Source organism: Niastella soli (assembly GCF_017742245.1).
Taxonomy (GTDB): Bacteria; Bacteroidota; Bacteroidia; order Chitinophagales; family Chitinophagaceae; genus Niastella; species Niastella soli.
In genome coordinates, this window is the sequence record NZ_JAGHKO010000001.1 from 64,412 (window position 1) to 91,354 (window position 26,943).

Consider the following 26,943-nt stretch of genomic DNA (forward strand, 5'->3'; position numbering starts at 1 on the left):
TTTTTTCTACATCTTCAAGAACTTATAGTAAAATGCTTCACCATTCTTTTTACGTAACAGCGCTATATACATGCCTTTACTCAACCGCTCAACCCAAACATCAACCCTTGTTTTACCACTGACAGCTTGTGTTAGGACCCTGCTTCCACTGACAGTTGTTATTTCAAGTGTGGTCCAGGTATCTGATAGCTTAAGCGAATCCAGCGTTAATAAGGTTGTTACCGGGTTAGGATAAATATGAAACTGCCCCGCTACCGGCTCAGGCGCAATTGCGGTGGGAATGTTCACAGTAAATGTAAGGGGTACACTATAATAGTTCCCTGCCGTGGGACAAACCGCACTGCTTACCACTTTACATCGTACTTTATCGCCGGTTGCTACCGGGGTATACTGCAGATCAGGTGTTGACGAAACAAATAGCCATGTATGTGCCTGCGTGCTATCTTCCCATCGATAATCCGGCAAACTACCTGCATTGATAGCCGTAGCATGTAACGTAGTTGCCTGCCCTTTATTAACAACTGTATTGCCGCTTATAGCGATCGAAGGAGTTTGCGCAGCAAGCACCTGTATTGGCAGCGCCGCACTACTAACAACAACATTATTGCCAGTACAGGCGTAATCGGTAGTTAATTCCACCGAAATAACATCGCCGTTCACCAACGTATTATCGGCGTAGTACTGAATGTTGGTACCCACATTTTGTCCATTGCGTTTCCATTGATAAGTAGCCGTTTTCCCTGTATTGGTAGGGGTAGCTGTAAAAAACAGGTTGGCACCCGGACAAATAACATTAGAAGGCACGCTGATGGATACCGCAGGCATGGCGCTTTGCACGGTTATATTAATAGAATTACTTGTTGAAATATAGGGAGATGGACAGGTAGTAAAGGGTGTCATCACCACACGTACCTGGCTATTGTTGACCAAGGAGGTAGCAATAAATACCGGACTGTTAGTTCCTGTATTCACGCCATTCACCTGCCATTGATAAGTGGGGTTGCTGCCGCCATTTACGGGTACAGCAGTAAAGCTGGCCGGTGAACCTGCACACACCACCGTTGCAGGTGTACTGATCGTAACAGCAGAAGGTTCGCCATTTACCGTCATGGTGATCACATTGCTGGTATCAGTGATGGTATTCCAGCAATCATCCCTGAAAGTTGCAATCAATCTTACCTGGCAGTTATTTCGCAAATCAACAGAAGAAGTAAACAGCGGCGTATAAGTATACCAATCGTTGCCATTTATCTGCCAGCGATATTGTGTAACTATTCTTCCACTGTTATCCGAGGCACTAAATGTAACGCTGTTCCCATAACAAATAGTGGTGGCAGTAGCCTTGATGCTAACATCAGGCTGCGGAAGCGTCTTGTTCAAGATCTTAAAAACACTGCTATATATATTCCCGCCTGTCACACAACGGTATTTATAACCAGTCCAGCCGGCCGGCACATTACTCAATTTGAGTTGCCGGGTGCGCGAGCCGAGAAAGTTATTATTGTCATTGATATCAACAAACCCGCTGCCATCATCCTGCTGCCATTGAAAACCGGAACCATTCACATCGGCGTCGATAGTCGCACTGCCGGCGCAAACAGAAAAATCAACCGGTACCCCTACCCCATTTTTTAAAACAATCAACATTGCAGTCTGGTCCTTTCTACCAGAAATAACCACATCCTGTTTGCCATCATTGTTGAAATCACCCGCACACAACACCGTACCGCCGAAGCTTACCGGACCAGTCTGGGTAATGGTTCCCGGAACAGCTGTATTCACATAGGCATCAAACAGACCGGAAATAAAATCGGGTTTGGAGTCGCCACTAAAGCTTTCCACCACAGCATTGCCGGCCAGGGCCGTTCCGCTGTATGTGAAATCAAAGGCTATAGATCCTGAAGCACTTATATTCCGGCCAATTTTATATTTATTGTCCACATTGAGAACGACATCAAGCTTATTGTCTTTATCCATATCAGCCAGTATAACGGAGCCATAGCCGTTCCCTCCGCTTATAATATCCACCCCCGCGGCAAATGAAATGGAACCCGGGGTACTGGTATTCTTAAATAAGGTGATCGTATAATTGGAGTTAACAGCCGTGAAAGCAACGATATCACTTTTTCCATCATTGTCTATATCACCGATAGCCACATTTGTACCCAGGTTAACAGGATAATTGATCACCGGCGCAAAAGAAAGATAACCCGGTGAGCTGGTATTCCTTATTACCGATACAGCACTTTTACCCGTAATGCCAATGGCAACCAGGTCGGGTTTCCCATCGCCATCCAGATCGCTGGCTTTTACATCCTGGATGCCCGCATTCGCCGGTATTTGCAGCGGGCCCGCAAATGAAATATTACCCGGCACGCTGGCATTTCTGTAAATGGTTATCTGATCGGTATTGGTAGCACCCAAAATATCGGGCAATCCGTCGCCATCCATATCAGCCGTATGCACCATAGTCTCTGCCAGTATACTCATCAGCGGGCCAACCGTATAACGGTCTTCAAATGAAAACCCGCCCAGGCTGGTGGTATTCCGATGTACAATAATGGTGTCGTAGTTATTGACGCTATAGGCGGCTATAATATCCGTTTTACCATCATTATCCACATCTACACTGGTTGCGCTTTTTATTCCGGGCAAATAAGGATAATACGATGCATACGCCTGGGTAAAGGATTTACCGGTAAAGTATTCGACACTTTCTGCAAAAGTGGTTATAAATGGTTTAAACGATTCCCCCGACAAATGGGTGGTAGTATTCAATACAAAAATGGGCTTATGGCTGGCACCCATCGGAACAATACACGTTAACTGATTGGTACTGGCACTGCTGATGGTGGCTCGTGTATCGCCAAAATAAATAACATTGTTGGCTGGTACCGCGTCAAAATTACTTCCACTGATCGTGACCGTTGTTCCTACCGGTCCTGCTTCCGGTGAAAACGATGTAATGACCGGTGGTGGTGAGGCAGGCGGTGCAAAGTAGGTAAACCCGGGCGCTGAAAACGTTCCATATAAATGGACCAATGAAATGTTACCAGTGGCCCCAGCCCCCACCACTGCGGTGATCTTGTTGGGAGAAACAATGGTGAACGAGGTAGCACTGGTCCCTCCAAATTGCACATCGGAGAGGTTCGCAAAATTATTTCCATAAATGGTGATCAACGTTCCTGTGCTTCCTGTGATGGGGGTAAACGATGTTATGCTTGGAAAAACAGGCACGAAAAAGAGCTGGTATTGGGTTATAGAATCACTCAGCCCGCCATGGGTGACCACCAGTTTAACACTATCCAATTGACTTGTCAGATCATGCGTGTACGAAGTATTGTAACTGGTGCTTATTAAAACATCATTCACATACCATTTATATTGATAGCCTGATTTTGAAAAGTTATGGAGGTTCACTATCCGGGTCTTCCATTCCTCTACTGTATCTACTTTAAAATAAGCCCTGGGCAATGGCGTGCCGCCACCATTGGTTGAAATTTCTAACAACCCATGTTCTCCGCCAGCCCAAAACTGGTCCTTATCCCAAAAATGCAGGTCGTTATGGTAATATTCACTGGCATTATCCTGAGGCAAAGGTTCCCAAACCCTTCCCGAATCGGTGGTTTTATAAATAACAGAGTTGGGCGAAACGGAATACCCGGTACTGTCATTGATGAATTTCATTTTGGCAGTAAAATAGGAAGCGGGCATCAGATCATTTTTAAGCGTCCAGGTTAAACCGCCGTTAGAAGTGTAATACAACAACCAATTGCCGCTTATATCAATCATCCGCAACCAGCCATTACTGGCAGAAACAAAACTCGCATATTTGACCTGTCCCTGCGGAATAGTGATCCGGACCCAGGAGCTGCCGCCATTGGTTGTTTTTAGCAGTTTGTTGCCGTTATAATCCGTACTGAAAGCAAATACCGTATTATCATCCACCGCTTCTACAAAATCAAAAAAGCTATTGGCGCTTTCATATACTGAAAACCAGGAATAACCCCTGTTAATAGTTTTAACAATTCGATCAGCTTCCACCGCATAGCCGGTAACACTATTGGTCGGGAAAACCATATCCATGGTACCGTCTGTAAATTTCTTCGCGTTTAAATACGACAAATAAATTAAGGTAAAAGTATTCCCCTGATCTGAAGATTGTAAAATGGCAGGAACGTAGCCGAAATGGCCATACACGATCAGGTTATTTGCATCAAATGCTTTTACGCCTGTTATCCCAAATCCAAAGAGGATATTTACATTAGTAAAACCATTGAAATTCACATTTCCGTTAGTAATGTATTTTTTAACAAATGTTCTTCCGCTATCAGTAGTATAACCTACCCATTTGTTAAAAGCCACATATCCCTGGGTGGGAGAATAAAAGCTGATCTTTTTTATGGCATTCGCATTATCGGCATCTATATAGAGCTGCCGCATTTGCGCCTGGGTGGTAAGCGCAGCCATTTGTGCCAACAACAAAAAAAATACTAGATACCAATATCGTTGAGAAAAGCGCTGGTGTGAAATATTCACGGGAAGATTTACTTTCATTCCGCAGGGGGTTAGAATTACCTTGTAGAAAATATAAAACAAGATATGAAATAACTATTGCATGTACGTGAAGAAGAAAAGTTTTGAGTTTTGGAACCATGCTTCTATATTGTACGCAAATAGTGTCCTATGCCCCAATCCCTATGGATAAAAATGGCCAATCTTGTATTTGAACTGGAAAAGAAATTAGTCGCCGGACAGCCATCCACCGGCATCCTTCGTAATATAGACCGCATGAAAAGCGTTTTGGAAGAAGCGGGGCTATTGTTACTCAATCCATTGGATGAGCCTTATAATGAGGCCCGTACCGATCTGGAAGCCAGCATCACTGGCGAAGCTGCCGGTAAGCTCCACGTGCTGGATGTTATTAAACCCATAGTTTACACCCAACAGGAAGGCGGCCGTTCCCTATTACAAAAAGGGGTGGTCATAGTAGGTAATAAATAAAATAATTAACATATATGTCATCGACTATCAATTTTGCCATCGATCTGGGCACTACCAATTCCCTGATCGCCCGGGCAAATAACGGGAGTGTGGATATTTTCAAAAACCCTTCGGGCATGAAGGTAACTCTGCCAAGCGTGGTGGCCTTCAGGAAAGACCGGATCCTTATTGGAGATAAAGCGCGGGAATACGTTGAAAAAGACCCGTCCAATGTATTTGCGGCTTTTAAAAGAAAAATGGGCACCGGGGAAAGTTTTTTTATTCCCAACAGCGGATCATTTAAAACACCCATCGAATTAAGCACCATCGTTCTGCAGGAGTTAAAGAATTTCATCTTTACCGGCGAATCGCCGGCCAGCGTGGTCATCACCATCCCGGCCAGCTTCGATACCATTCAAAGCAATGCCACTAAGGAAGCAGGCTATGCCGCAGGGTTCCGGGAAGTTTTGTTGTTACAGGAACCCATTGCCGCCAGTCTCGCGTTCGCCAACAAAGAAGGCAAATCGGGTATGGAGGGACAATGGCTCGTATATGACCTCGGTGGCGGTACTTTTGACGTAGCCCTGGTAGTTATTCAGGATGATGAAATGAAGGTGCTTGACCACGAAGGTGATAATTTCTTTGGCGGCGTAGACTTCGACAATGAGATCATTACGAAATTATTCATCCCCTATCTGGAAAGCCAGTACAATATTCAGGAGCTGGCATCAAAGATGTTAAGCGCAAACGGTAAGTACAATAAATTGTATTTCCAATTGCTGTATAAAGCAGAGGAGGCCAAGATCTCTTTAAGCAGCCATGCCTCTGTAGATATTGAATTTGATTTTGAAGATGAAGCCGGCAACGAACATGAAGTATATTTCTCTATAAGCCGCGACCAGTTCGACGCCATCATCCGCGATCGGGTACTGGCCTCCATTGCTTTTATCAGAAACCTGCTAACCCGGAACAACATGGAGCCTTCAGCCATTACAGAAGTGGTGCTGGTAGGCGGTAGCACCTATATTCCCCTGGTGCGCACCCTGTTGAGCCAGGACCTCGGCATCAAAGTAAATACCTCTATCGATCCTACTACCGCAGTTGTAGAAGGCGCTGCCTGGTATGCCGGCGGAAGACCCAGCAAAGCGGAACCGTTGCCCGTCAACCAGCAACCTGCGGCGACAGGTTCCGGTAACAAAAGCGCGCAGGCCGATTCCATCGAAGTGAAAACCGCTTACCAGGCAAACAGCCGGGATGCGGAAGAATATTTTGCCGCCACCATTAAAAATGCACCGGCCGGTTGTACTTACCGCATTACCCGTTCCGACGGCGGCTTCGACAGCGGTCTTAAACCAGTAGCAGAAAAGATCAGTGAAATGTTGCTGCTGCTGCCAAACACGCTGAATATTTTCAGTCTGAAACTGTTCGACAAACAGGGCTTTCCGTTGCCGCTGTCCATTCCTGAGATCACCATTGTACAGGGTAAATTTTCTATTTACGGCCAGCCCCTGCCCCACGACGTTTGTTTGGAAGTAGACGATCCCGAAAATAATATTACCCACCTGGAAGTGATCTTTGAAAGGAATGCCATTCTTCCCATCAAGAAATCGATCACCAAAACTTTAAGCAGGACCATTGTTAAAGGCAGTGACGACCAGTTGCTGATCAATGTATTGGAGGGCAGCCGGTATGCCTCGCCACAATCGAACCTGCCAATCGGTATCGTAAGTATTACCGGCCAGCATCTCAAATCTGACCTGGTAAAAGGCGCCGATATTGACCTCACTTTCGAGATCAGCGAAAGCCGGGATATAACAGTGACGGCTTATATCAGTATGATCGATGAAGAATTTAAACAGGTATTCAATCCTTCGGCCCGTTCGGTAAACGTAGCCAGGCTACAGCAGGAAACAGATTATCTGTATCGCCTGGGTAAACGACAGCTCGACAAACTGTTGAAAAATGAAATGTACGAAGAGAGCGCCAACTTGCAACAAGCGTTGCGGGAACTGGAAACTATACAGGAGAAACTAAAACGGCTGTCGCAAGATGATGTAACTGACACTAAATACCAGTTGGATGATCAAAAAAGACGGCTGTCCCAGATCATCGACACCGCCGAGAAAGGTGACCGCATGCTGGAACTGAAAGAAGAGTATTATGAAAAAAGGGAGGGCTACCGGCAAATGCTGCAACAAATAGGCGACAATGACCAGCTGGCACGTCTTGATAAGATGAATGCGGAGGAAGCCACCTGGCTCAACAACTGCAGCACGCAATACCTGCGGTTAAAGATCAGCGAAATGGACCGCCTTTCCTGGAATATCAGGAAACGGGATATTTCCTATGTTACCAGTTTGTACATGTATTATGCCATGAAACCCGATGACGCTTACAGCAATCTTAATGAAATAAAGTTATTGAAGGCCCGGGGCAACGAAGCATTGGGTAGAAAGAACGTTGATGAGATCCTGAGCATCGTCTACCGGATGTATGAGCTGCTTATCGATAAAAACCAGGAAGAATCTATTAAAGGTACCGGACTGCGGGGTTAGTGCCTGTAAAATACGAAAAGGCTGTCCCGATGAATGGGACAGCCTTTTCGTATTTTGATACCTGATGGGACCAGGTAGTCGCTCGTTTACTTTTGATACAGCCTCCTACAGAAAGCTTATTTGTGTTTATGCCGTTTTATCTTATAAGTGATGGATGCTTTTGAGGTATCCAGGTGATTGTTACTTTTGGGTCTATAGATGCCGTCGTCTGGAGGAGCAACTATCCCTTCATCCTTCGATGCCTCACCTTCGGATTCAGTTGTGTGTTTTGGTCTGGATTGTTCGCGTAATATTCTAAGAATAGAAGTATCAATTTGGTATTTGGGTGTCGAATGCTGGTACTCATAGCCACTACTGTAATTGGAAGAATGGGATTTACAGGTAGCCAGTCTTATTATAAAGATCAAAACTACTACTGCAATCTTAAGCACACCAGCACCTGAAGAAGAGTCTTCCTTATTCCGCTGAGCAGCTGCAGCAGGCGACGCCGTTTGAATGCGTTCCATCTCCTGCATTTTTTTATTGATCTCCGATTTCACACTTTCGGAATCAGCCAGCAATTCAGCATTCTCCAACCAGGTCCTCACATGATTACGATGCTTGATATGACTATTAAAGATCGCAATACAGGTGACCAGCATAGCATGAGCATACTTATCCTTTAGGGCTGAAAACCTGCCCTGTGGCAGCAATTGAAGCAGCCTGATATAACGGAATTCCATCAGGTCCCTCGCCTGGGTTGGCGCTACGCTTCCATCCATGTATTTGGCCTTAACCATCTCCCCGAAGCGTTCCAGAATGGCTATGTTGTTCAAAATGATCCGGGATACTGATTCCCAGGCCTGCTCCAGGTCCTTCCCAGTCATCAGCAAAGGATTAACGAGCATAGCGATCATTGAGTCCTCTTCCGTTTCCCCCAGCAGACAGCCTTCCATGAAAGTTTTGAAGGAATCACTGAAAAAAGGGCTGATCCACTGTATAAACTGTTCATTTTCATACAGAGGATTGGTTTGAAACCGCTCTTTCTTCTCAATCTTTGCCTCTTCCAGAAAACGCAGCAAGATCCCGTCTCCCCCTACCGCATTGTGATAACTCAGCACATCTTCTTTCAACAGGTCTTCAAAATACAGTATGATATCATTTTTGGAAAAGTGCACCCCATTCAATTCAATCGTTGTTTCCCCACCCAACTCCAGGTCGGCAAACAGCTTTTTCCTTGCTAATTGAATGGCTTTTTTATCGAGGGGTGAGAAGGTGGATTCTCCGGTAAACTTGGCTGGTGATAAATATTGCATCAGGGTCGATTGTAATTCAAACGGCGAAAAATACACATAATTACCTACAGATACAATAGCCCACCGCTATATATAATCGAAACAATTTAATATATGATTGAAAACAGGTATTTGAAAACCCAGGTTTGCTTACAAAAAGAAATTGTAAATTATCACACTAAAACAAATACCATGAAGCCAGTCCTGACTGCGTTTGTCCTGATCTTCTTTGCTGTTGGCAGCTATTCCCAAACAGCTGTTAAGCAATATACAATTGAGCAATTCTATAAAACGATCGCCTTCGGCGGCGGTAATTTTAATAAAGCCGAGAATAAAATACTTGTCACCGACAACAGCACCAACATCTTCAATGTATACGAGATCGATCTCGCTACCAAAGAAAAAAAGCCCTTGACCAGCTCGGAAAAGGAATCTTATTTCTCCATCGACTATATACCCGGTAGTAACGACTTCCTGTATTCGGCCGACAAAGGAGGCAATGAGAATTCTCATATCTATATGCAAAAAGCAGACGGTACCGTTACCGACTTAACACCAGGCACAAAGGAAAAAGCCAGTTTCGTTGGCTGGGACCATCCAAAAACTGCCTTCTATTATACCAGCAACCTGCGCGATGCCCGTTTCTTTGACCTGTATAAAATGAGCATCAGCGACTGGAAACCCAGCCTGCTGTATCAAAATGAAAAAGGACTGGACGTAGCCAGCATTTCACCTGACGAAAACTGGCTGGTGTTAACCCAAACCATTACCACCGATAAAAACGAAATGTATTTGCTCAACCGTAAAACCAATGAGCTCAAAAAACTATCTGCCGAAACGGAATCCACCTATTCACCACAAAGCTTTGAACTCGATAACAGCGCCTTTTATTACGCCACCAACAATGGCAGTGAGTTTGACTATCTGATTAAATATGATATCGCTTCGGGAAAACAACAAAAAATATTTTCCGACAAATGGGATGTCAGGTATATGTACATCAGCGAAAATGGCAAGTACCGCGTGATTGGCGTTAATGAGGACGGCAGGAACAAGACCTTGCTGTTCGATCACAAGACCGGTAAAAAATTGCCATTCCCCGCCCTCAAAGAAGGATATGTACAGAGTGTGATCATTTCTCCAACCGAAAAAAATATGGTGCTGCAGGTTGGGGGCGACCGGTCGCCACTCAATCTTTATTCTTACAACTTTGCCAACTTAAAGCTGGACAAACTAACCACTTCGCTTAATCCTGAGATTGACCCCAATGACCTGGTAGATGCACAGGTAATACGTTTTAAATCGTTCGATGGCCTTGAAATACCAGCCATATTTTATAAGCCAAAGATCGCTTCACCCGGTCATAAAGTACCTGCACTGGTTTGGGTACATGGCGGCCCCGGCGGACAAAGCGTAGCCGGTTACTCACAGTCCATTCAATATTTCGTGAACCATGGCTATGCCATCTTTGCCGTAAACAACAGGGGCAGCAGTGGTTATGGTAAAAGCTTTTATAAAATGGACAATAGGAACCATGGCGATAAAGACCTGAAAGATTGCGTATGGGGCAAAAAATGGCTGGCGCAACAATCTTATATCGATCCTACAAGTATCGGCATTTATGGCGGCAGTTACGGCGGCTTTATGTCACTGGCAGGTATCATTCAATACCCCACAGAATTTAAGGTAGGCGTTGATCTTTTTGGCGTCACCAACTGGTTAAGAACATTGCAAAGCGTTCCCGCCTATTGGGAAAGCTTTCGCAAGGCACTATACGAAGAAATTGGCGACCCGGTCACCGATTCAGTGCGCCTGCGGTCTATTTCTCCCCTGTTCAATACAGACAAGATAAAAACTCCTTTACTGGTATTACAAGGTTCTAACGATCCCCGGGTGTTGCAGGTAGAAAGTGATGAAATTGTTGCCGGCGCCAAAAAGAATGGAACACCAGTAGAATATGTACTCTTCCCCGACGAAGGCCATGGCTTCAGAAAAAAGGAAAATCAAATAAAAGCGGCGCGGGTAACGCTGGAGTTTTGTGAAAAATATCTTGGCAGCGGTAATAACCCGGCCAATGACAAGAAAAGTTTCTAATACAACACTATTGATATCCCTTCGCCTGCAGATTAAATAACTCTGCATAGCGGCCATTTTTTTGTAAGAGCTCCTGGTGGGTGCCTATCTCCAGGAGCTCTCCTTTATCAAGTACCAGAATTCTATTGGCCATGCGAACAGTGGAAAATTTATGAGAGATCAATACGGCCGTTTTCCCTTTGGTCAGTTCTGAAAAACGCTGAAACACTTCATATTCAGCCCGGGCATCCAACGCGGCTGTCGGCTCATCCAGGATCAACAACTGGGCATTCTTCATATAGGCCCTTGCCAATGCGATCTTTTGCCATTCCCCGCCCGAAAGTTCAACACCCTGGTTAAAGCGTTTGCCCAACGGTTGCTCATAACCGCCCGGCAACTTTTGCACCAATAGATCGGCCAGGCTTTTTTTGGCTGACTGCACAATTAATCCGATATTTTCTTTTTCACCAATATTACCCACCGCAATATTTTGAGCAACCGTCATTTGATACCGGATATAATCCTGGAAGATAACGCCCACATTATGGCGCAGTTCCACTAAATCGTAGTCACGCAAATCGTGTCCGTCCAGCAGGATCCTCCCCTCCGTAGGATCATACAATCGGGCCAGCAACTTCACCAACGTTGTTTTCCCCGCGCCGTTCTCGCCAACGAGCGCCAGCTTTTCACCCGCCGCCATGGTAAAACTCAGGTGCCTGTTGGCCCAGTTTTCTGAATTCACATATTTAAATCCTACATTCTCAAATACAAATCCTTCTTTGATTGGGTCCGGGAAAGGCAATGATTTTCCAGCATGAACGATCTTTGGCTGTATATGAAAGAATTCAAAAAAGTCTTTCAGGTAAATGGCGCCTTGCGACACGGCGGTAAAACGCGTTAAGATACCTTCCAGCAAACCTCTTAACTGTCTGAAAGAACCGGCCAGGAAAGTGAGATCACCTATGGAGATGGTTCCCTGCACCGCTTTATAAACGATAAATACAAACGCACCATAATAGCCACAGGTACCAAAAAGCGAAAAAGCGGCACCCCATATCGATCGTTTGATGGCCAGTTGTTTATTATCCTTGTAAAATTTATCCGACAACTGCTTAAAACGGTCAATTAAAAACCCCGACAGATCAAACAGTTTTACTTCTTTGGCCGTTTCATCACTGGCGCCAATGTAACGCATGTAATCCAGCTCTCGACGCTCAGGGGTTTGTCTTCTGCTAAGGGAATACGTTTTATCATTAAAATGGGCCTCACCCAAAAAGGCAGGCAACACCGCAATAATAAGAATGAGAATAAGCCAGGGGTTGAACACCACCAACCCCGCTGCCAGAAAACCTACCGTGATCAGGTCCTGCACCTGGCTTAATACTTGTGACAGTAATACGGTCCTTCCCACCGTTTGCTGGCGAGCCCTTTCCAGTTTATCATAAAAAGTAGAATCCTCAAACTGCTCCAGGTCTAACGTGGCCGCATGGTGCATAATTTTGATGGAAGTAAAATTGGCGAACCTGTCCCCCAGCAAACTATCAATTAACGCGGTAGCACGTCCTAATACATCTGAAAGGACTGCCAGGGTCAATTCCACAACTACCAATTCCCACAAATAATTGTGGGAAACACCACCCTGACCAGGGTGTGCGATCTGGTCAATGATTAATTTTCCAACATATAAAATAGCAACAGGAATGGCCGAACGAACTATGCGGATAAGCGCACTGGTGATCGTGAAAACCCGACTCGTCTGCCACACCAATTTGAAAAACTGCGGCAGATTACTTAAAGCGGAAAACCGGTCTTTTAATGTTACTTCTTCTATTGCAGCGCCTTTTCTTTCCAAAATCAATTATATTTAAATGCAAAATACGATTCAATAACTTTTCCTATTGATACAACAAACCATGAACGATTCCCTTTCAAAAGATCGGGCTGCCATGCCCAGCGGTACTAACGCCGTGCTTGACAAACGCTCCCTGGCCGCCTCCAATGCCAATCTGCTGACTGTATTGTCCCCAGGCCAAACCGTGCTGGATGCAGGCTGTGGTTCCGGCGCCATCACCCACGGTATTGCCGGCATTACAGGCCCAACCGGAACAGTGATTGGCATCGACCGCAGCGAAGCCCTTATTCAACAGGCGGCAGACACCTATTCGAATATAAAAAATTTACACTTCGTTGCCGGTGATATCCTGGACTATAACCCACCCTATCTTTTTGATGTGATCACTACGGCCCGTACGTTACAATGGGTTGCCAATCCCCAGGACCTGATCCGAAAAATGAAAACACTTTTAAAGCCCAATGGTTTACTTTGTGTGCTCGATTATGACCATACAGCCATTACCTGGCAACCCCAACCTCCTGCCAGTATGCAGTTTTTTTATGAACAATTCCTGAAATGGCGAAGCGATGCCGGAATGGATAATCAGATCGCCATTCATACAGGTGACATAATGAAGGAATACGGTCTGGAAATTTGTTACAATGCCGATCATTCCGAATATCATCAACAGCCTGAAACAGGCTTTTTACAACACGTGAACATCTGGGCGGTTGTTGCGGAAACCCGCGGTAAGCAAATGGTAGCCGATGGCTATGTTTCTGAAGCACAGCGTATACAGGCGGCCAGTGAGTATAAACATTGGTGTGATACGGAAGCGCAAAGCATGCGCCTGGTATTAAGGGGCATCCATGGGCGTAATAATTAGTGGCCAATCCAATGAAGACTTTGCGGAACGAGTAGCAATTATATCATTGCGTCAACGGTCGTATAACTTTACAGGGGTTTCCGGCGGCAAATACATCCGCTGGAATATCCTTTGTTACTACACTGCCCGCCCCGATAACGCTCCGGTCGCCAATATTTACCCCTGGACAGATCACTACGCTGCCACCAATCCATACATCTTCCCCAATGGTGATGGGTTTGGCAAACTCAAGCCCGGCAGCTCTTTCTTTATGGTCCATGGGGTGCGTGGCGGTATATACCTGCACATTAGGGCCAAACAACGTGCGGCTACCGATGGTAACATGCGTTACATCCAACACCACACAATTGAAGTTGAAGAAAACCTTTTCGCCCAGTTTGATATTGTAACCATAATCACAATAAAATGGGGGCTGTAACCAAAGACCTTCCCCGGCATTTGGAAGAAGCTTTTTTAGCAACTGGCTGCGCTCGTTGGTCTCATCTTCTCTTGTGTCGTTGAGTTCTTTAAGAAGAAGCCTGGCTTTTACTCTTTCTTCAGAAAGCTGTGCATCCAGCGGGTCATACAACTCGCCGGCCAGCATTTTTTCTTTTTCTGTTCTCATGTTGTTTGGCGTGAAAAAATCGTGCCTTATGTGAGACAGCTTGTTTAAATTAGTTCTGTCTAATCAACACTATCATGAAAATTATAACCACGTTCTTCCTGTTTGCCTTTGTATTTTCTGGCACCACAGTCAGCGCCCAAGGACAGCAACAGGCTCCACCCTATAAACCTGAATCAAAAGAATTGTACGATAGCATTGTTCATATGGACAGCGTATGGGAAGACTCTTATAACAATTGCAGGCTGGATGTACAGGAACAAATAATCTCCGATGATCTTGAATTTTATCACGACCGGAGTGGGGTTATGAAATCCAAAAAAGCGCTGATAGAAGCGTTAAAAAACAATATCTGCGGCAAAGTTACCCGCGAATTGTTAAAGGGAAGCATTGAAGTGTACCCCATCAAAAACTATGGCGCAGTGGAAATGGGGTATCACCGGTTCCGTAATAAAAATGATACAGGCGACTCCCAATATGCCCGGTTCATTCATATCTGGCATCACGAAAACGGTCAATGGAAAATTACCCGGGTTATCAGTTTGCATTAATGGGCAGGCACAAAATTAAGGTCCCGCATGGCAATCACCCGATAGTGATGATCGTGCAAATACTGCATGTATTCCTTAAATGTTTCGGGCTCGGTACTTACCCAGGGATGTGGGTTATCGGGCACCCCATGAAAACAGAACACGGTGACCTGTCCGTCTTTTGCATCCTGTAATGCTTTATAAAAAAGGTCCTTGTTTGCTTTGCTGATGGTATAGCTCGGAATATAGAAAGGTTCATCCGTCGTTGGGTCATAGGGCCGGTCGTTCCCGGTGCGGGCGTTGGTATACCCTCTTTGTTTCAATACGCGTACAGCCAGCGTATCGGTAACATAAGCCGGATAACAAAAACTGGTCATTTTAGGAATGCCCAATGAATCCCCTTTTTGTTCTATATAAGCCAGCTCTTTTATCAGCTCTTCTTCCTTTAACTTGGGTACATGTTTATGGTGCCAGGTATGGTTGCCAATTTCAAAACCCATTTTATTAAGCGCGCCCACCTGCCGCCAGTTAAGGCTGATAGAACTGTCGGGATACACACCCGGAAACTCGCAAACATAAAACGTGGCGCCAAAGCCATACTGTTTCAGCAGCGGCGCTACAAAACTATAATGACTTTGTGGCGCATCATCAAAGGTTAATACCACTGTTTTGGGGGGTGTTTGGGCAAGAAGCACAAGCGGCATTAATACAAACAAAAGAAAGAATGATCTTATAACCATGGCGTCAACAAACGTTTATAATTCCCTCTAAAATAACCTCTTTACAACAAAGCACTTTCCTGTACAGTCAAGCTCTAATACCTGCGCAATAAATAAGACATCCTCTCCTTATCCAGAATAGTATGCCAATTAAAGTTCTGACTTACAGTTAAAAGAGCCCTGTTACGGAGATATTCCGCCTCTAATAAGAGGTGAGATATCACCGGGACACCCCTGGGACATCTCCGGGATATCTCCGGGATATCTTTACTAACAGCATGAATATAAAGCAGATACAGAGACCTATTTTTAAGGACAATACAGGGAGATCAATACCAGACAACCATACAATACTCCCTCATTTTCAATGCATTAACCGCTATAATGACAAAAAGCCCCCAACAATACCGTCGGGGGCTATGTCTATCTATCAAACCCTGATCAGGCTACAATAGCCTGGCGTACTTCAACTACAGCACCATATTTAATAATGGGGCACTCTTTGGCAATTGTTACCGCTTCCGCATAATCTTTTGCTTTTATCAGGAACAAGCCGCCAATAGAATGTTTCTTTTCGGCATAGGGCCCTTCCTCGATACTATCAGCAGTGATCACTCTTCCGCCGACATCCCATCTTTTGGGTGGCGCTACCAGCCTGTTGCTGGATGCAATACCGGCAATCCAGTCCTGGTAGGGTTTAAACGCCTCTTTCATTTGTTCGGGTGTTGGTACGGGATGTTTGCTGGTAAGATCCCGGTGGATCGCGATTAAAAACTCCTGCATGTTTCTTTATTTTAGGATTTGTGTTTGTTGAGTTCATTTATAATGTGCCTGCAGCTTTAATAATAAAGGCAGATACCTTATCGGGTTGCGACAACATTGGAACGTGACTTGATTTTAGTTCTATCACCGTTGCCTTTGTCATTTTTGCTTCCTGCTGTTGCAAGGCGGGTGGTACTGTTTGATCGTTTAAGCCGATAACCATCCAGGATGGCTTATTCTTCCAGGCGGCAGTAGTTATTTTTTCAGCGGTGCCTTTTATGGCCCATGGCACCTGAGTGGCAAAAACAACCTCTCTTTCATTGGGAGAAAGGTCCTGGGCAAAATAATTGTGAATACCTTTTGATGAGATAGTTAAAAAACCAAAAGAATCCGGTCTAAACTCACCACTGCCAGGTGCGGGCGGCACCCGCTTTGTTACATCTTCTGCAGATTGCCCATCTTCAGGGACCAGGGCACATACGTACAATAATCCAGCCACCTTGGGGTCGTTGCCTGCTTCCGAGATCACCACACCGCCATAGGAATGAGCTACGAGCAGTACCGGTCCATCCATCAATGCAATGACCCGTTTGGTAGCAGCCACATCATCTGCCAGTGAAGTGAGCGGGTTTTGCACAGCAATAACATTATAACCTTTGGCGCGTAATACAGGAATAACCTTTGCCCAACTGGAACCATCGGCAAATGCGCCATGGACCAACACTATATTTTTTACTCCTTTTGAAACCTGTTGTGATTGTACAGGAAGTGAAAACAAAAAGATAACTGCTGCCAGCATCACGGCTGACATGATTTGCTTAAAACTGAACATAACTGGTGTTTTTTTTAGATTATTGAAATGGTAGACACCCAATCGTTGATATAAGTTAACAATGTACGGGAGGTGGGTACGGCTGCATTTGCCTGGTATGTTCCTGAAACGGCCAGGCCCAGGGTAATTGCATGCGGGATAGTCAGGTGAAGTAACAATCCCAATCGATATCCTGCCAGGAAGAACTCCCGGCCATGTGGGTACGTATTTATGTTTTGGGTACGGCCAGCGAACTCGAATTGTTCTTTTTTCGAAAACTGAAGAACGCCATTATTATAAAAAACCAACAGGGTATCAATACGCATGGTATTGAACTGGAGCTGGAATTTTTCCTTTGTTGAAGCCGGGTAATGGATCCCACATAACAGGTCCCATAATTTAAGCGCTTCCTGTTCATCCATTACCAGGGTAACTCTGCCATGTTTGTTGTACTGACCAATTATATCAAGCACTTCATCTACTTCAAAAACTGTCCTTCCGGTAATATCACCTAACTGGAAAATGTATTCAATGGTCCGTTTTTCAATTGCATTTTTTATCACATCAGCAAAAAGGCCATCCCAAAAGCCCGCCGCCTCTTTCACGCTTACATAATCAGCAAACTGTATAATGGAACAGTTACTGAAGTATTTTGTAAGCACGTCAACACACCCTTCATTTCTCATGTGACCCCGTCTAAAAGAAACCGTCTCCGTTGTTGTTGTCCATTGGCCCTGGGATGCCGTTTTGCTGTGGTGAATATTTGTTATTACATGACGTATTCCAAGCCTATCCCAGAACGTGGAAGGAAAATATGCTTCCACATGCTGAGTTCCCGTTTCACCGGCATTCTGCAGCGGGTTCAGTACTTCATACTCCCCACTCTGCTGCAGGTACCGGTCAACCGGGTCCTGATATTCCCTGATGGTATCAGCTATTTTCGCTAATAGCAAAGCGGTCTCAGGCGTATGGTGTAATACGTTCATAATTTTAATTGATCAGTGAGCGATGATTAATGGCAGGGCATCACGAAATACTTATAACAATCTTTCAGGGCTTCCGGCCGCAATGCTTACTTCCGTTTGCATAAGCGGCAGTTCGTCCTCAAAACGAAGTGCATCGTCCAGGAACTCGGCCCCTTCCATGGTATCGTGTGCAGGCGCATGTAACCTAACTATTGTAGGCTCCTGGCTTTTTGCCCGCGTGTTCAGCTTAAAAGGATGCAAATAATCAAACAGCATGGCGTTGGATTTTAGAATGAATAATAATACTGCAGCAAACCAGACAAAACCATTTTATGCTTTTACCAGTTGAGAGGCAATCCATTTTTCAAAGTTGAGCTCTCCCAGGCTCGCTTTACCGGCAGGGACCAGGGAACCATCATTGATATCTCCACCAAAGTAGCGGGATGCGCCATTTGGGATTACAGGGCGGGGATCATTTATAGCTTTCAGGTAACGTTCTACTATTTCATACATTTTGAAACGTTCAGGGCCGGCTATTTCCATAATACCGTTGAGCGGTTTTTCTACAACGGCTTTGGCCACGAACATAGCTACGTCATTGGCAGCAATGGGTTGAAATTGTACAGCGGAGAGGTGTACTTCGTTATCGCGGGTAGCTTCGCCGGCAATACCACCCAGGAACTCCATGAATTGAGTACTTCTAACAATGGTATAGGGCACACCAGATTTTTTGATAAGGTCTTCCTGCACCAGTTTTGCACGCATATAACCGATGTTCTGCATTTCGTCAGTGCCTACAATTGAAAGCGCTACGTGGTGTTTTACGCCGGCATTTATTTCTGCGGCCAGCAAATTATGACCGGCAGTCTGGAAGAACTCCATTACGGCTTTATCTTCAAAAGAAGGCGAGTTGGCCAGGTCTACCACTACATCTGTATCCTTCATTGCTTCGGCCAATCCTTCGCCGGTAATTGTGTTTACACCGGTGTTGGGCGAAGCGGCAATTACCTGGTGCCCCCATTGGCGAAGATGTGCAACAACTTTACTTCCTATAAGGCCTGTGCCTCCGATTACTACGATTTTCATAACTATATTTTTTAATTGTTTTGGATGCCTATATAGATTCCAACGACATGCCAATCAATTAATCAAATGAAAATCAATAAGGTAAGGACGAATAGCCTAATAATTTTTCACTGCATTTAGTGAAAACACGAGCGGTTACACTAAATGTAGTGAAAAACCGGGAGTACGGGTTTAATGATCCTCAGGCAAAATACTCGGCTTTGGTAATGCCCAGTTTTTTCATTTTGGAGTGTAACGTATTGCCGGGGACATCCAGCAATTCAGCAGCGCCGCCCGGTCCGGAGATCTTACCGGCACATCGCTTCAATACTTCCACTATATAACCACGCTCCACTTCTTCCAGGGTGCGATTTAGAATAAAGGAAAGGTCTTGTTTATCGGTAGCCGTTTGTTTGGGAATAAATACATCCTGCAATACCCCATCAGTACTCAGCAGCACACTGCGTTCAATCAGATGCTCCAGTTCCCGCACATTACCCGGCCAGGAGTAACTGCGTAATTGCTGTATTACCTTGGGTGACACCTTCCTGATCTTTCGGCCGGTATTCTTACTGAATTTGTCAACAAAGAAATGGATCAACGGTTCTATGTCTTCCTGACGATCACGCAAAGGAGGTAGATTAACAGGAAAAACATTCAATCGAAAATACAGGTCGGCGCGGAAACGGCCAGCTTTTACTTCTTCTTCCAGATTGCGATTGGTAGCCGCAATCAACCGCACATCTACTTTAATGGTTTGTTTGCCACCCAATCGCTCCAGTTCTCGTTCCTGGATAACACGTAGTAATTTTGACTGGGCTTCCAGTGGTAATTCTCCAATTTCATCCAGGAACAACGTACTGTGATTGGCCAGCTCAAACTTACCAATACGCCGGTCAAGCGCACCGGTAAAGGCGCCCCTCTCATGTCCAAACAATTCACTTTCTATAAGGTTGGTGGGCAGGGCAGCACAATTTACCTTCACCATCAGTTTATCCTTACGGGGCGACGCATTGTGCAGGGCACGTGCAATCAGTTCCTTACCCGTACCCGTTTCCCCCAGTACCAGTACTGTAGAATTGGTAGGCGCCACAATCGACATCAGCCGGTACACTTCCTGCATGGCTTCACCCGTACCAACGATCTCTGAAAAATTATAAATAGTTTTGATCTGCTCTTTCAGATAATCATTCTCTACTTCCAGTTGTTTTTTATAAGCCAGTAATTTTTCATTGGCCTGGATATTTGCAATGGCAACGGAGATCTGTGCACAAATACCCCGCAACACCAACTGGCTTAGCCAGTCGGAATGCAACCAGATTGTACCAAGGACCTTATTACCAGCCCGCAGCGGCAGGGCATACACATTTTTCAAACCGGTGGTTTCCCATAATTTGGCATAAGCACTACCGCCTTTTAATTCTTCTTCTATATTAAACACCACGCCATCCTGGCTGGCCAGCACCTGTGCCGTATAGGGTTCGTCGATAGTGATCACACTATTAGCCATTTGATCAAATGTGATCCCGGCCTTTACAAACAACGTATTATCGAACATGTATGCAGGCATGGTGACGCCATCGTCGGCAATGAGCCGGATCATAGATAGTTTGGAATGCAGGGCATTGCCCAGCACCTTGAAAATAGCAGTCTCCAGATCGGCCTTTGTTTTCAGCTGCGCAATATCATTGCTGAAATCGAGCAGAAAGGCCTGTTCCTGCTGCGTCTTTTCTACCTGCTCATTAGCCATAATGTTGGCCATGGCAACGGAGATCTGGAAACAAATTCCCTGTAATAACTGGATATTGATCTCTTCAATACCCAACCACAAAATGCCCAAATTGGTGATGCCATAATGTAACCGGATCCCCACCATTGTTTTGTAACCTACTTTTTTCCAGTAATGCAGGTAGGAAGAAGTAATGCCCCGCTGCACTTCCCGTTCTACACTAAACAACAATGGGATATAACTCTCCAGCACCCGGCTCTGCAATCCATCGTTTAAAGGAAAGCGGGCGGTAGTGAGCGCGACCCATTCCGGGTCATCAAAATTGGCGATACCGGGATCATAGATATAAGTACTCAGGCTTTCCCCGTCTTCGTTTATTTTACGAATTACATAGCCCCGCAAAGCGTTTAACTTGCTTAACCCTGTATTTACAGCAAAGGCCAGGTCTTCCTTTGTTCTTACTGCAGAAATATCTCTGCTGAAATCGAGCAGGAATGACTTTTCTTTCTCTTTGTTCAGGATCTCTTCATTCTTGATGATATTGGCTACGGCGCTGGCCAACTGCGGAGTAATGCCTTTAATAATACTTCTGAATTCATCAGAAAAGCCATCTTCGCGGTCGGTATAAATATGAATAAACCCCACCGGCTTTTCTTCATTCCGCAAAGTGGTCATCAGTATTTCCCGAACTCCACGCTCGTAGTTAACCCGTAGAAAGGCAGGGCTTTGTGGCTTGTCCATAATGTCCTCCAACAAAAAGGAGATCGGCCCATCTGCCTGTAAAACAGCCTGAATGAATGGCTCGTTCAATGAAAAGTGGGCTGCTACCATTTCCCCGTACCTGTTATGGCCAAAGATGGGGGAATGTTCATGATCGAGCAGGAAGGGGGTGTAGGTTTCGTCCTTGCTTTCAATAAGCGTGACAATAGTATGGGTAAAGTAGAAAAAGCTTCTGATCCGTTTGGAGAACAGCGTGATCAGGTCGGTTTTTTCACGGACCCGGGCGATGTCAGTGCCAAGCGCTAATAAAATCTTTCGTTCCTGTTCCAGAGCCGTTTTGGATGGAACAAGAAGCTCAGTTTCCTGATCATTTTCTTTCTTCATGAAATACGTTTGGGGAGCTGGTACAATTAGCAAGTTAGGGAAAATACGATCGAATTATGTTACAAAAATTAAGCTTGTATAAATGAAGGTATTCTCTCTGAATTTTGAGCTGACGTAGTTAAGACGTAGCGCATTTTCATCAAATTATCCATCATTTATTTTAAACTTGTAAAGTGTGGCAACACATTTGCACTTCCCCCAAACCTTCTTCAACTAACAAATTCTGTTACATTAAAATTTCAACTACCATCATGAAAAAAAATGGGAAATCCCTGTTTGCCGGTCTTGCATTACTGGCATTGTCAACATTATTATTAAAGTGTAAGAAGCAGGAGGACAGCACGCAAGTACAAACACTTTCTTCGAAAGAGGAATCTACGGTTAGTATCGCAGCAATTACTACGTTTGTGCATCCTGGTATCCTTAACACTGCAGCAAGCCTCGATCAGGTTGGTGCCGAAGTAAATGGCGGCGATCCGGTCCGCTTAGCCGCTTATAACAAGGTATTGGATTACATTAACGAGAACCCCTTGCCTACCAAATTCTTCGCAACGGTCACAGTAGGTTCAAACGGCGCTACTACCGAATCAAAAAGTCAAATCAGAAAAGATGCCATATTAGCTTATGCGCTGGCATTACGGTGGGCCAAAACCGGTACCATGACATATGCCCAGCAGGCGATCGCCATCCTGAACGGCTGGTCATACACTTTTCAAAATTATGCGGTACTGTCTGGCTCCAATGCCCTGCAACCTTCATTGGAAGCATCCTGGACTACCCCCAGCTTTGTTGCTGCAGCAGAGATCCTGCGCTATTATAAAGCATTTGGCAAAGCTTCCGGCTGGGCAGATGCTGATATCAATCAGTTCAAGAGTTACATCGATCTGGTAAAAAACAGCTACATCAATAATACGCCAGCGTATAACAATAACTGGAATGCCTCTGCTGGCTATGCCCGCATGTGTATAGGCATCTTCCTTGATAACACCACAGTTTACCAAAACGGTTATAATATCATTCAGGCCCATTTACCTATCATCATCCAATCTGATGGCACCATTCCTGAATATTGCGACCGTAACGACTGTGTGCACTACCAGTATTCTTTAACGGCTTTTGCTTATGCCGCAGAGCTGGCCAGAATTCAGGGTGACAACTCATTGTTCACGCAAGGCTCCAACTTGTTGAGCAAAGGATATGATTATATGCTCAAAGCCTATAATCACAATGCAGGCTGCGACAAATGCTCTACCAGCAGCCCTGTATTCCCAGGTACTGAAGTAGCGTATAACTATTATAAAACTGCCAACCTGAAAACATTAAGAGAGTTACAGGACCCACTGGGATGGCCTAACGACAGAACATTCCTGGGCTTCACCTCTTACACCCACTTTAATGTGGCCGGTCTGTAATTGTTTGTAAATACGTTCTGTGCATAATAAAAAAGCCCTGACCATCGCGTCGGGGCTTTTGCTTGTATATCAATATCTGCGTTCCTCCGATCAATCATTGCCGCTTCCCATGATGTTCATCACCCCGTTGGCGCAGTACTGCTTCGTTACATACCCCGCTTTCGTCTACTAAGAACTCCAGGGAAACGTCATGTTCTATTGCATAAAAATAATTTTCCTTTTCCGCCAGCATCACGTGCTTTGGCTGGCCTACAGGCTGGGCAACCAATTTTCCTCCTTCCACAGTTATATCTAACGAAAAGGTTGGCGCAAATACATAATGACCTACATACCGCTGTAGTTTGAAACTGTCCACCGCTATATCGATTGGGATATTGTATTTCTTCCCGTAAAGAAGGTTACAGATTGAATGGTTTAAGACATCCAGGTTGGAAACCTCATTATTATTTAGCAGCACCACGCAAATACTGTCTTGCGGTATAAAGTAAAGAATGCTTTTAAACCCCGGCCCGCCCCCACCATGAGAAATAGCCTTTCTACCATGGATACTATCTAGCTGCCAGCCAAAACCATAATGTTTGTTGATAGTGTCTGGCGTCCAGGCTATGTTTAACGACTGCCGGCTGATCAATTTAAATGCCTGTTGAGCTTTATAATAGCGATACAGATCACCTACCGTTGAATAGATCGCTCCGGCAGCATAGGGCCCCGGCGGATCAAGATCCTCCGCTTCCTTTTTTAGCCCACTGGCAAACAATTCATAACCCGTCGCCTTATTTTTATGCTGCAGTGTCTTGAAGTCAAAACCACTATGGTCCATTTTGCAGGGCAGGAAAATATAGCGTCTAACCGCTTCTTCATAAGTAATGCCAGTTACTTTCTGAATGATATACCCCAACAACCAATAACCCGAGTTGCTGTAGCCCCAGCCTTTCCCGGGGGAAAACTCCAATGGTTTAGCAGATAGAAAACGGATAAAGCTGGCTTCCGATTGATCTTTCATATCGTTTCCCCGGGCATAATCATAAATACCGGATTTATGCATCAGCAGGTGTTGAATGGTGATGCTGTCGCCCTTTGGAAAGTCAGGGTAAAATTTACTTAACCGGTCATCGAGCGACAATTTCTTTTCTTCTATCAATTTAAAAATAACTGTAGCAGTAAATGTTTTGGTAACGGAGTAGATCCTGAAAAGCGTATTGGTATCATTGTTCGTTTGCCGGGCAGCATCCTTTACTCCAAATGCATTTTCGTATAGAATGCGGTTGCCATGTGCTACAAGTACCGCGCCATTGAATTGGTTTACTTTCGCATAAGCGTTCACCAGTTCATCCAATTGTTTTGACTGGGCAATAGTATTCCCCATTGACCCGAGGGCCAACAAAAAAAGAACAAGATGTTTCATGTTATTTTATTTTCTTATCAATTTCTGACAGGTAAGCAGGCCCAATTGGTAGTTCCCCTTTACCAATCCAGGCCGCCCTTCTATCAATTTTGGTGATGTGTTTGAGGGCAACGATATAAGAACGGTGTATTCGAATGAAATGACTGGCGGGTAATAAGGCTTCCGCCTCCCCCATCGTAAGCCGGGAAGCTATCTTTTGACCGGTAGTTACAAACTGAACATAATTGCCACAGCTTTCTGCATACAGCACTTCTTCCAGTTCTACCCGCACCTGTTCGTACCCACTTTTAATGAATACAGCCGGGAGGGTTACCGGTTTCTTTTGTCTTAATTGATATTGCTCATAAGCCTTATTGCAGGCCATCAGGAAACGGGCCAGTGAAAATGGTTTCAACAGGTAATCGATCGCATTCAATTCAAAACCTTCTACCGCATATTGACTATAGGCGGTGGTAAAAACGATCATTGGTGGATCGGGCATGGTTTTAACAAACTGGATCCCGGAAATATCGGGCATATTGATATCGAGAAAAACCAGTTGGACCACGTTCTGCTGCATAAATCCCAATGCGTCAAAAGCATCTGTGAAGTACCCTTTTACGTCTATGAAAGTTACTTTCCGGGTCAGCTCCCGTATTACCTCCAGGGCCTTGGGCTCATCATCAATTACGATCGCTTGCAACATGGCTGTTTTGTATTTTAAGATGTAACCGAACAATGAACTCATTATCCTTCTCCTGTATCAACAACTCATGTTGTTGTGGATACAACAGGCTTAACCGGCCTTTTACATTCTGCAATCCAATCCCCGTTCTTCCGGCTTCCAGATCAACCCGCCGGTGAATGCTGTTCCTTACTTCAAACAGGAGCTCTTTATCACTACATTCCATTTTAATAAAGATCCAGGATCTTTCCTTTCCACTGATGCCATGTTTAAAAGCATTTTCCACAAAAGGGATAAAAAGCATAGGCGCCACCAGGTGTTGACAACGAACTTCTTCCAGGTTTTCTTCTATCCGGATCTCAGGTGATGACAAGACCCGCAACTTTTGCAGACTGATATAATTTTTAAGATAATCCATTTCTTTTTCCATCGGGATGAACTCCTTCGTATTATCTTCCAGCATAAACCGCATCATATCGCCCAACTGTTGAATTCCTTCAGCCGTTCGCTCCGAATCGTGTTGCAGCGCAGTGGCATACAGGGTGTTCAGGGCATTGAACAGGAAATGCGGGTTTATCTGAGAACGCAGCATTTGAAGATTTGCGTCAGACTTAGCCAGTGCGGTTTCCATTCCCTTCAATTGCAGGATCTGGTTTTTACGTTGTTGATATAAGAGCCAACTGAGTGGTACCACCGCCAATAAAAGGAAAGCCCAATACATACTATAGAAAAGCATTGCCTTGTCATGTTTAAAGGCAAACTTGGAAAGTAAAGAGCACAGAAATGTAGTGAACAGGATCCTTTTAAGTACCGGTGCATGCAGAAAAGAAGCGTCTCTTTTTAATGGAAAGATCCAGAAAGTGGTAAATAAATATACGAGGAACACCGGGGTAATACAGCCAAAATACAGCAGAAAGTCCTCGTGCAGCGGGTTTAACACAGTCAATACCAGCAGGTAAATAAAGAACAGGGGCGTTATATTGTTTGTAACCAGCACCCTGAATTCCCTTTTACCACCCGGCCGCCCGATGAGCCAGCAGATAAATTCACGCAAACCCGCCAACGCAGTAAACCGAATGACCGTGCCTGTGCTATTTCCAAATCCCTGGAATACATTCGACAAGGGCCTGTCATTATAACCAAACCAGGCCAGGAACGGGTGTCCCCAATAGGAAAACTGATGCGGCCTGGCAAAATAAGATATAACATTTGCGCCTAATGCCAACAGGTAACTGGTACAGATGATAGCAATGGCGGCTAAAAATATGTTTTTTGAAAAAATTCGTTCTATATCATCGAAAGAGATCTTTTTTATCAATGGAATTATGACCAGGTTCACCGACAAATAGCCGGCAAACACCAACAATACAGCCGATAATTGTGGTAAAAACACTTGTTTCCAATATACAAACCCCAATCCTGCCTCCCTGAAACCCTTTGCATAATCGATCTCTATAATACCTAATGATGCATAATAAAGTTCCTTCAGGTATACGATTATCTGGATGATAACCAACAGGGCAATAAAGATAATTTCATGTTCCCGCCATCTGATTTTCATGCCGGTTAAT

General features: G+C 44.8%; 20 protein-coding genes. 6 read left to right on the forward strand and 14 right to left on the reverse strand.

Annotation, left to right across the window (positions count from 1 at the left end; all coding sequences use genetic code 11):
* Positions 1-6 precede the first annotated feature (6 nt).
* Positions 7-4,557: an FG-GAP-like repeat-containing protein gene (locus J7I42_RS00285; protein WP_209136760.1), complete on the reverse strand. Its 4,551-nt coding sequence runs from the start codon at positions 4,555-4,557 to the stop codon at positions 7-9.
* Between the two features lie 129 nt (positions 4,558-4,686).
* Here J7I42_RS00285 and J7I42_RS00290 point away from each other — a divergent pair, with 129 nt between their 5' ends.
* Together J7I42_RS00290 and J7I42_RS00295 are read left to right on the forward strand one after the other, a co-directional pair.
* Positions 4,687-5,004: a hypothetical protein gene (locus tag J7I42_RS00290; RefSeq protein ID WP_209136761.1), complete on the forward strand. Its 318-nt coding sequence runs from the start codon at positions 4,687-4,689 to the stop codon at positions 5,002-5,004.
* A 14-nt stretch (positions 5,005-5,018) separates the two neighbouring features.
* Entirely contained in the window at positions 5,019-7,538 is a 2,520-nt protein-coding gene (locus J7I42_RS00295) for an Hsp70 family protein (protein WP_209136762.1), read from the forward strand.
* 116 nt (positions 7,539-7,654) lie between these two features.
* Here the strand turns inward: J7I42_RS00295 and J7I42_RS00300 are convergent, their stop codons facing one another.
* On the reverse strand, positions 7,655-8,833 hold the full coding sequence (locus J7I42_RS00300) for a hypothetical protein (protein ID WP_209136763.1): 1,179 nt from the start codon (positions 8,831-8,833) through the stop codon (positions 7,655-7,657).
* A gap of 171 nt (positions 8,834-9,004) precedes the next feature.
* Between J7I42_RS00300 and J7I42_RS00305 the strand changes: the two genes are divergently transcribed.
* The gene (locus tag J7I42_RS00305) at positions 9,005-10,906 is read left to right on the forward strand and encodes a S9 family peptidase (protein ID WP_209136764.1); all 1,902 of its coding nucleotides are present in this window, start codon (positions 9,005-9,007) and stop codon (positions 10,904-10,906) included.
* A 7-nt stretch (positions 10,907-10,913) separates the two neighbouring features.
* Here the strand turns inward: J7I42_RS00305 and J7I42_RS00310 are convergent, their stop codons facing one another.
* A complete protein-coding gene (locus J7I42_RS00310) occupies positions 10,914-12,737 on the reverse strand; it encodes an ABC transporter ATP-binding protein (protein ID WP_209136765.1) in 1,824 nt (607 codons plus the stop codon).
* Positions 12,738-12,798: 61 nt separating this feature from the next.
* Between J7I42_RS00310 and J7I42_RS00315 the strand changes: the two genes are divergently transcribed.
* Complete coding sequence (locus tag J7I42_RS00315; protein WP_209136766.1) at positions 12,799-13,605, forward strand: class I SAM-dependent methyltransferase; 807 nt, start codon at positions 12,799-12,801, stop codon at positions 13,603-13,605.
* Positions 13,606-13,648: 43 nt separating this feature from the next.
* Here the strand turns inward: J7I42_RS00315 and J7I42_RS00320 are convergent, their stop codons facing one another.
* Positions 13,649-14,209 carry a sugar O-acetyltransferase gene (locus J7I42_RS00320; RefSeq protein ID WP_209136767.1) on the reverse strand — a complete coding sequence of 187 codons (561 nt, stop codon included), beginning with the start codon at positions 14,207-14,209 and terminating at the stop codon, positions 13,649-13,651.
* Between the two features lie 74 nt (positions 14,210-14,283).
* Between J7I42_RS00320 and J7I42_RS00325 the strand changes: the two genes are divergently transcribed.
* Positions 14,284-14,757, forward strand: coding sequence for a nuclear transport factor 2 family protein (locus tag J7I42_RS00325; RefSeq protein WP_209136768.1), 474 nt, complete (start codon positions 14,284-14,286; stop codon positions 14,755-14,757).
* Here the strand turns inward: J7I42_RS00325 and J7I42_RS00330 are convergent.
* From J7I42_RS00330 to J7I42_RS00360, 7 genes are all read right to left on the reverse strand, one after another.
* Positions 14,754-15,476, reverse strand: a complete 723-nt coding sequence (locus J7I42_RS00330; RefSeq protein ID WP_209136769.1) for a polysaccharide deacetylase family protein — start codon at positions 15,474-15,476, stop codon at positions 14,754-14,756. The two genes, J7I42_RS00325 and J7I42_RS00330, sit on opposite strands and share 4 nt — an antisense overlap.
* A gap of 420 nt (positions 15,477-15,896) precedes the next feature.
* The gene (locus J7I42_RS00335; RefSeq protein ID WP_209136770.1) at positions 15,897-16,238 is read right to left on the reverse strand and encodes a YciI family protein; all 342 of its coding nucleotides are present in this window, start codon (positions 16,236-16,238) and stop codon (positions 15,897-15,899) included.
* A 37-nt stretch (positions 16,239-16,275) separates the two neighbouring features.
* A complete protein-coding gene (locus J7I42_RS00340) occupies positions 16,276-17,049 on the reverse strand; it encodes an alpha/beta hydrolase (RefSeq protein WP_209136771.1) in 774 nt (257 codons plus the stop codon).
* A gap of 14 nt (positions 17,050-17,063) precedes the next feature.
* Positions 17,064-18,014, reverse strand: a complete 951-nt coding sequence (locus tag J7I42_RS00345) for a hypothetical protein (RefSeq protein WP_209136772.1) — start codon at positions 18,012-18,014, stop codon at positions 17,064-17,066.
* A 51-nt stretch (positions 18,015-18,065) separates the two neighbouring features.
* On the reverse strand, positions 18,066-18,269 hold the full coding sequence (locus tag J7I42_RS00350; protein WP_209136773.1) for a hypothetical protein: 204 nt from the start codon (positions 18,267-18,269) through the stop codon (positions 18,066-18,068).
* A 54-nt stretch (positions 18,270-18,323) separates the two neighbouring features.
* Entirely contained in the window at positions 18,324-19,079 is a 756-nt protein-coding gene (locus J7I42_RS00355; RefSeq protein ID WP_209136774.1) for an SDR family oxidoreductase, read from the reverse strand.
* A 181-nt stretch (positions 19,080-19,260) separates the two neighbouring features.
* Positions 19,261-21,891: a sigma-54-dependent Fis family transcriptional regulator gene (locus J7I42_RS00360; RefSeq protein WP_209136775.1), complete on the reverse strand. Its 2,631-nt coding sequence runs from the start codon at positions 21,889-21,891 to the stop codon at positions 19,261-19,263.
* A gap of 251 nt (positions 21,892-22,142) precedes the next feature.
* On the opposite strand from J7I42_RS00360, the gene J7I42_RS00365 reads away from it, so the two are divergent.
* Complete coding sequence (locus tag J7I42_RS00365; protein WP_209136776.1) at positions 22,143-23,303, forward strand: alginate lyase family protein; 1,161 nt, start codon at positions 22,143-22,145, stop codon at positions 23,301-23,303.
* Positions 23,304-23,397: 94 nt separating this feature from the next.
* On the opposite strand, the gene J7I42_RS00370 is transcribed toward J7I42_RS00365, so the two are convergent.
* The 3 genes from J7I42_RS00370 to J7I42_RS00380 are packed head-to-tail and all read right to left on the reverse strand — an operon-like array spanning position 23,398 to position 26,933.
* A complete protein-coding gene (locus tag J7I42_RS00370) occupies positions 23,398-24,708 on the reverse strand; it encodes a serine hydrolase (protein ID WP_209136777.1) in 1,311 nt (436 codons plus the stop codon).
* A 1-nt stretch (position 24,709) separates the two neighbouring features.
* On the reverse strand, positions 24,710-25,393 hold the full coding sequence (locus J7I42_RS00375; protein ID WP_209136778.1) for a LytR/AlgR family response regulator transcription factor: 684 nt from the start codon (positions 25,391-25,393) through the stop codon (positions 24,710-24,712).
* Positions 25,371-26,933, reverse strand: a complete 1,563-nt coding sequence (locus tag J7I42_RS00380; RefSeq protein ID WP_209136779.1) for a sensor histidine kinase — start codon at positions 26,931-26,933, stop codon at positions 25,371-25,373. Before J7I42_RS00380 ends, J7I42_RS00375 begins: the two co-directional genes overlap by 23 nt.
* Positions 26,934-26,943 lie beyond the last annotated feature (10 nt).

Coding starts and splice junctions, on each gene's coding strand:
- J7I42_RS00285 (WP_209136760.1), bottom strand. CDS start 4,557: ATGAAAGTAAATCTTCCCGTGAATATTTCACACCAGCGCTTTTCTCAA.
- J7I42_RS00290 (WP_209136761.1), top strand. CDS start 4,687: ATGCCCCAATCCCTATGGATAAAAATGGCCAATCTTGTATTTGAACTG.
- J7I42_RS00295 (WP_209136762.1), top strand. CDS start 5,019: ATGTCATCGACTATCAATTTTGCCATCGATCTGGGCACTACCAATTCC.
- J7I42_RS00300 (WP_209136763.1), bottom strand. CDS start 8,833: ATGCAATATTTATCACCAGCCAAGTTTACCGGAGAATCCACCTTCTCA.
- J7I42_RS00305 (WP_209136764.1), top strand. CDS start 9,005: ATGAAGCCAGTCCTGACTGCGTTTGTCCTGATCTTCTTTGCTGTTGGC.
- J7I42_RS00315 (WP_209136766.1), top strand. CDS start 12,799: ATGAACGATTCCCTTTCAAAAGATCGGGCTGCCATGCCCAGCGGTACT.
- J7I42_RS00320 (WP_209136767.1), bottom strand. CDS start 14,209: ATGAGAACAGAAAAAGAAAAAATGCTGGCCGGCGAGTTGTATGACCCG.
- J7I42_RS00325 (WP_209136768.1), top strand. CDS start 14,284: ATGAAAATTATAACCACGTTCTTCCTGTTTGCCTTTGTATTTTCTGGC.
- J7I42_RS00330 (WP_209136769.1), bottom strand. CDS start 15,476: ATGGTTATAAGATCATTCTTTCTTTTGTTTGTATTAATGCCGCTTGTG.
- J7I42_RS00335 (WP_209136770.1), bottom strand. CDS start 16,238: ATGCAGGAGTTTTTAATCGCGATCCACCGGGATCTTACCAGCAAACAT.
- J7I42_RS00340 (WP_209136771.1), bottom strand. CDS start 17,049: ATGTTCAGTTTTAAGCAAATCATGTCAGCCGTGATGCTGGCAGCAGTT.
- J7I42_RS00345 (WP_209136772.1), bottom strand. CDS start 18,014: ATGAACGTATTACACCATACGCCTGAGACCGCTTTGCTATTAGCGAAA.
- J7I42_RS00350 (WP_209136773.1), bottom strand. CDS start 18,269: ATGCTGTTTGATTATTTGCATCCTTTTAAGCTGAACACGCGGGCAAAA.
- J7I42_RS00355 (WP_209136774.1), bottom strand. CDS start 19,079: ATGAAAATCGTAGTAATCGGAGGCACAGGCCTTATAGGAAGTAAAGTT.
- J7I42_RS00360 (WP_209136775.1), bottom strand. CDS start 21,891: ATGAAGAAAGAAAATGATCAGGAAACTGAGCTTCTTGTTCCATCCAAA.
- J7I42_RS00365 (WP_209136776.1), top strand. CDS start 22,143: ATGAAAAAAAATGGGAAATCCCTGTTTGCCGGTCTTGCATTACTGGCA.
- J7I42_RS00370 (WP_209136777.1), bottom strand. CDS start 24,708: ATGAAACATCTTGTTCTTTTTTTGTTGGCCCTCGGGTCAATGGGGAAT.
- J7I42_RS00375 (WP_209136778.1), bottom strand. CDS start 25,393: ATGTTGCAAGCGATCGTAATTGATGATGAGCCCAAGGCCCTGGAGGTA.
- J7I42_RS00380 (WP_209136779.1), bottom strand. CDS start 26,933: ATGAAAATCAGATGGCGGGAACATGAAATTATCTTTATTGCCCTGTTG.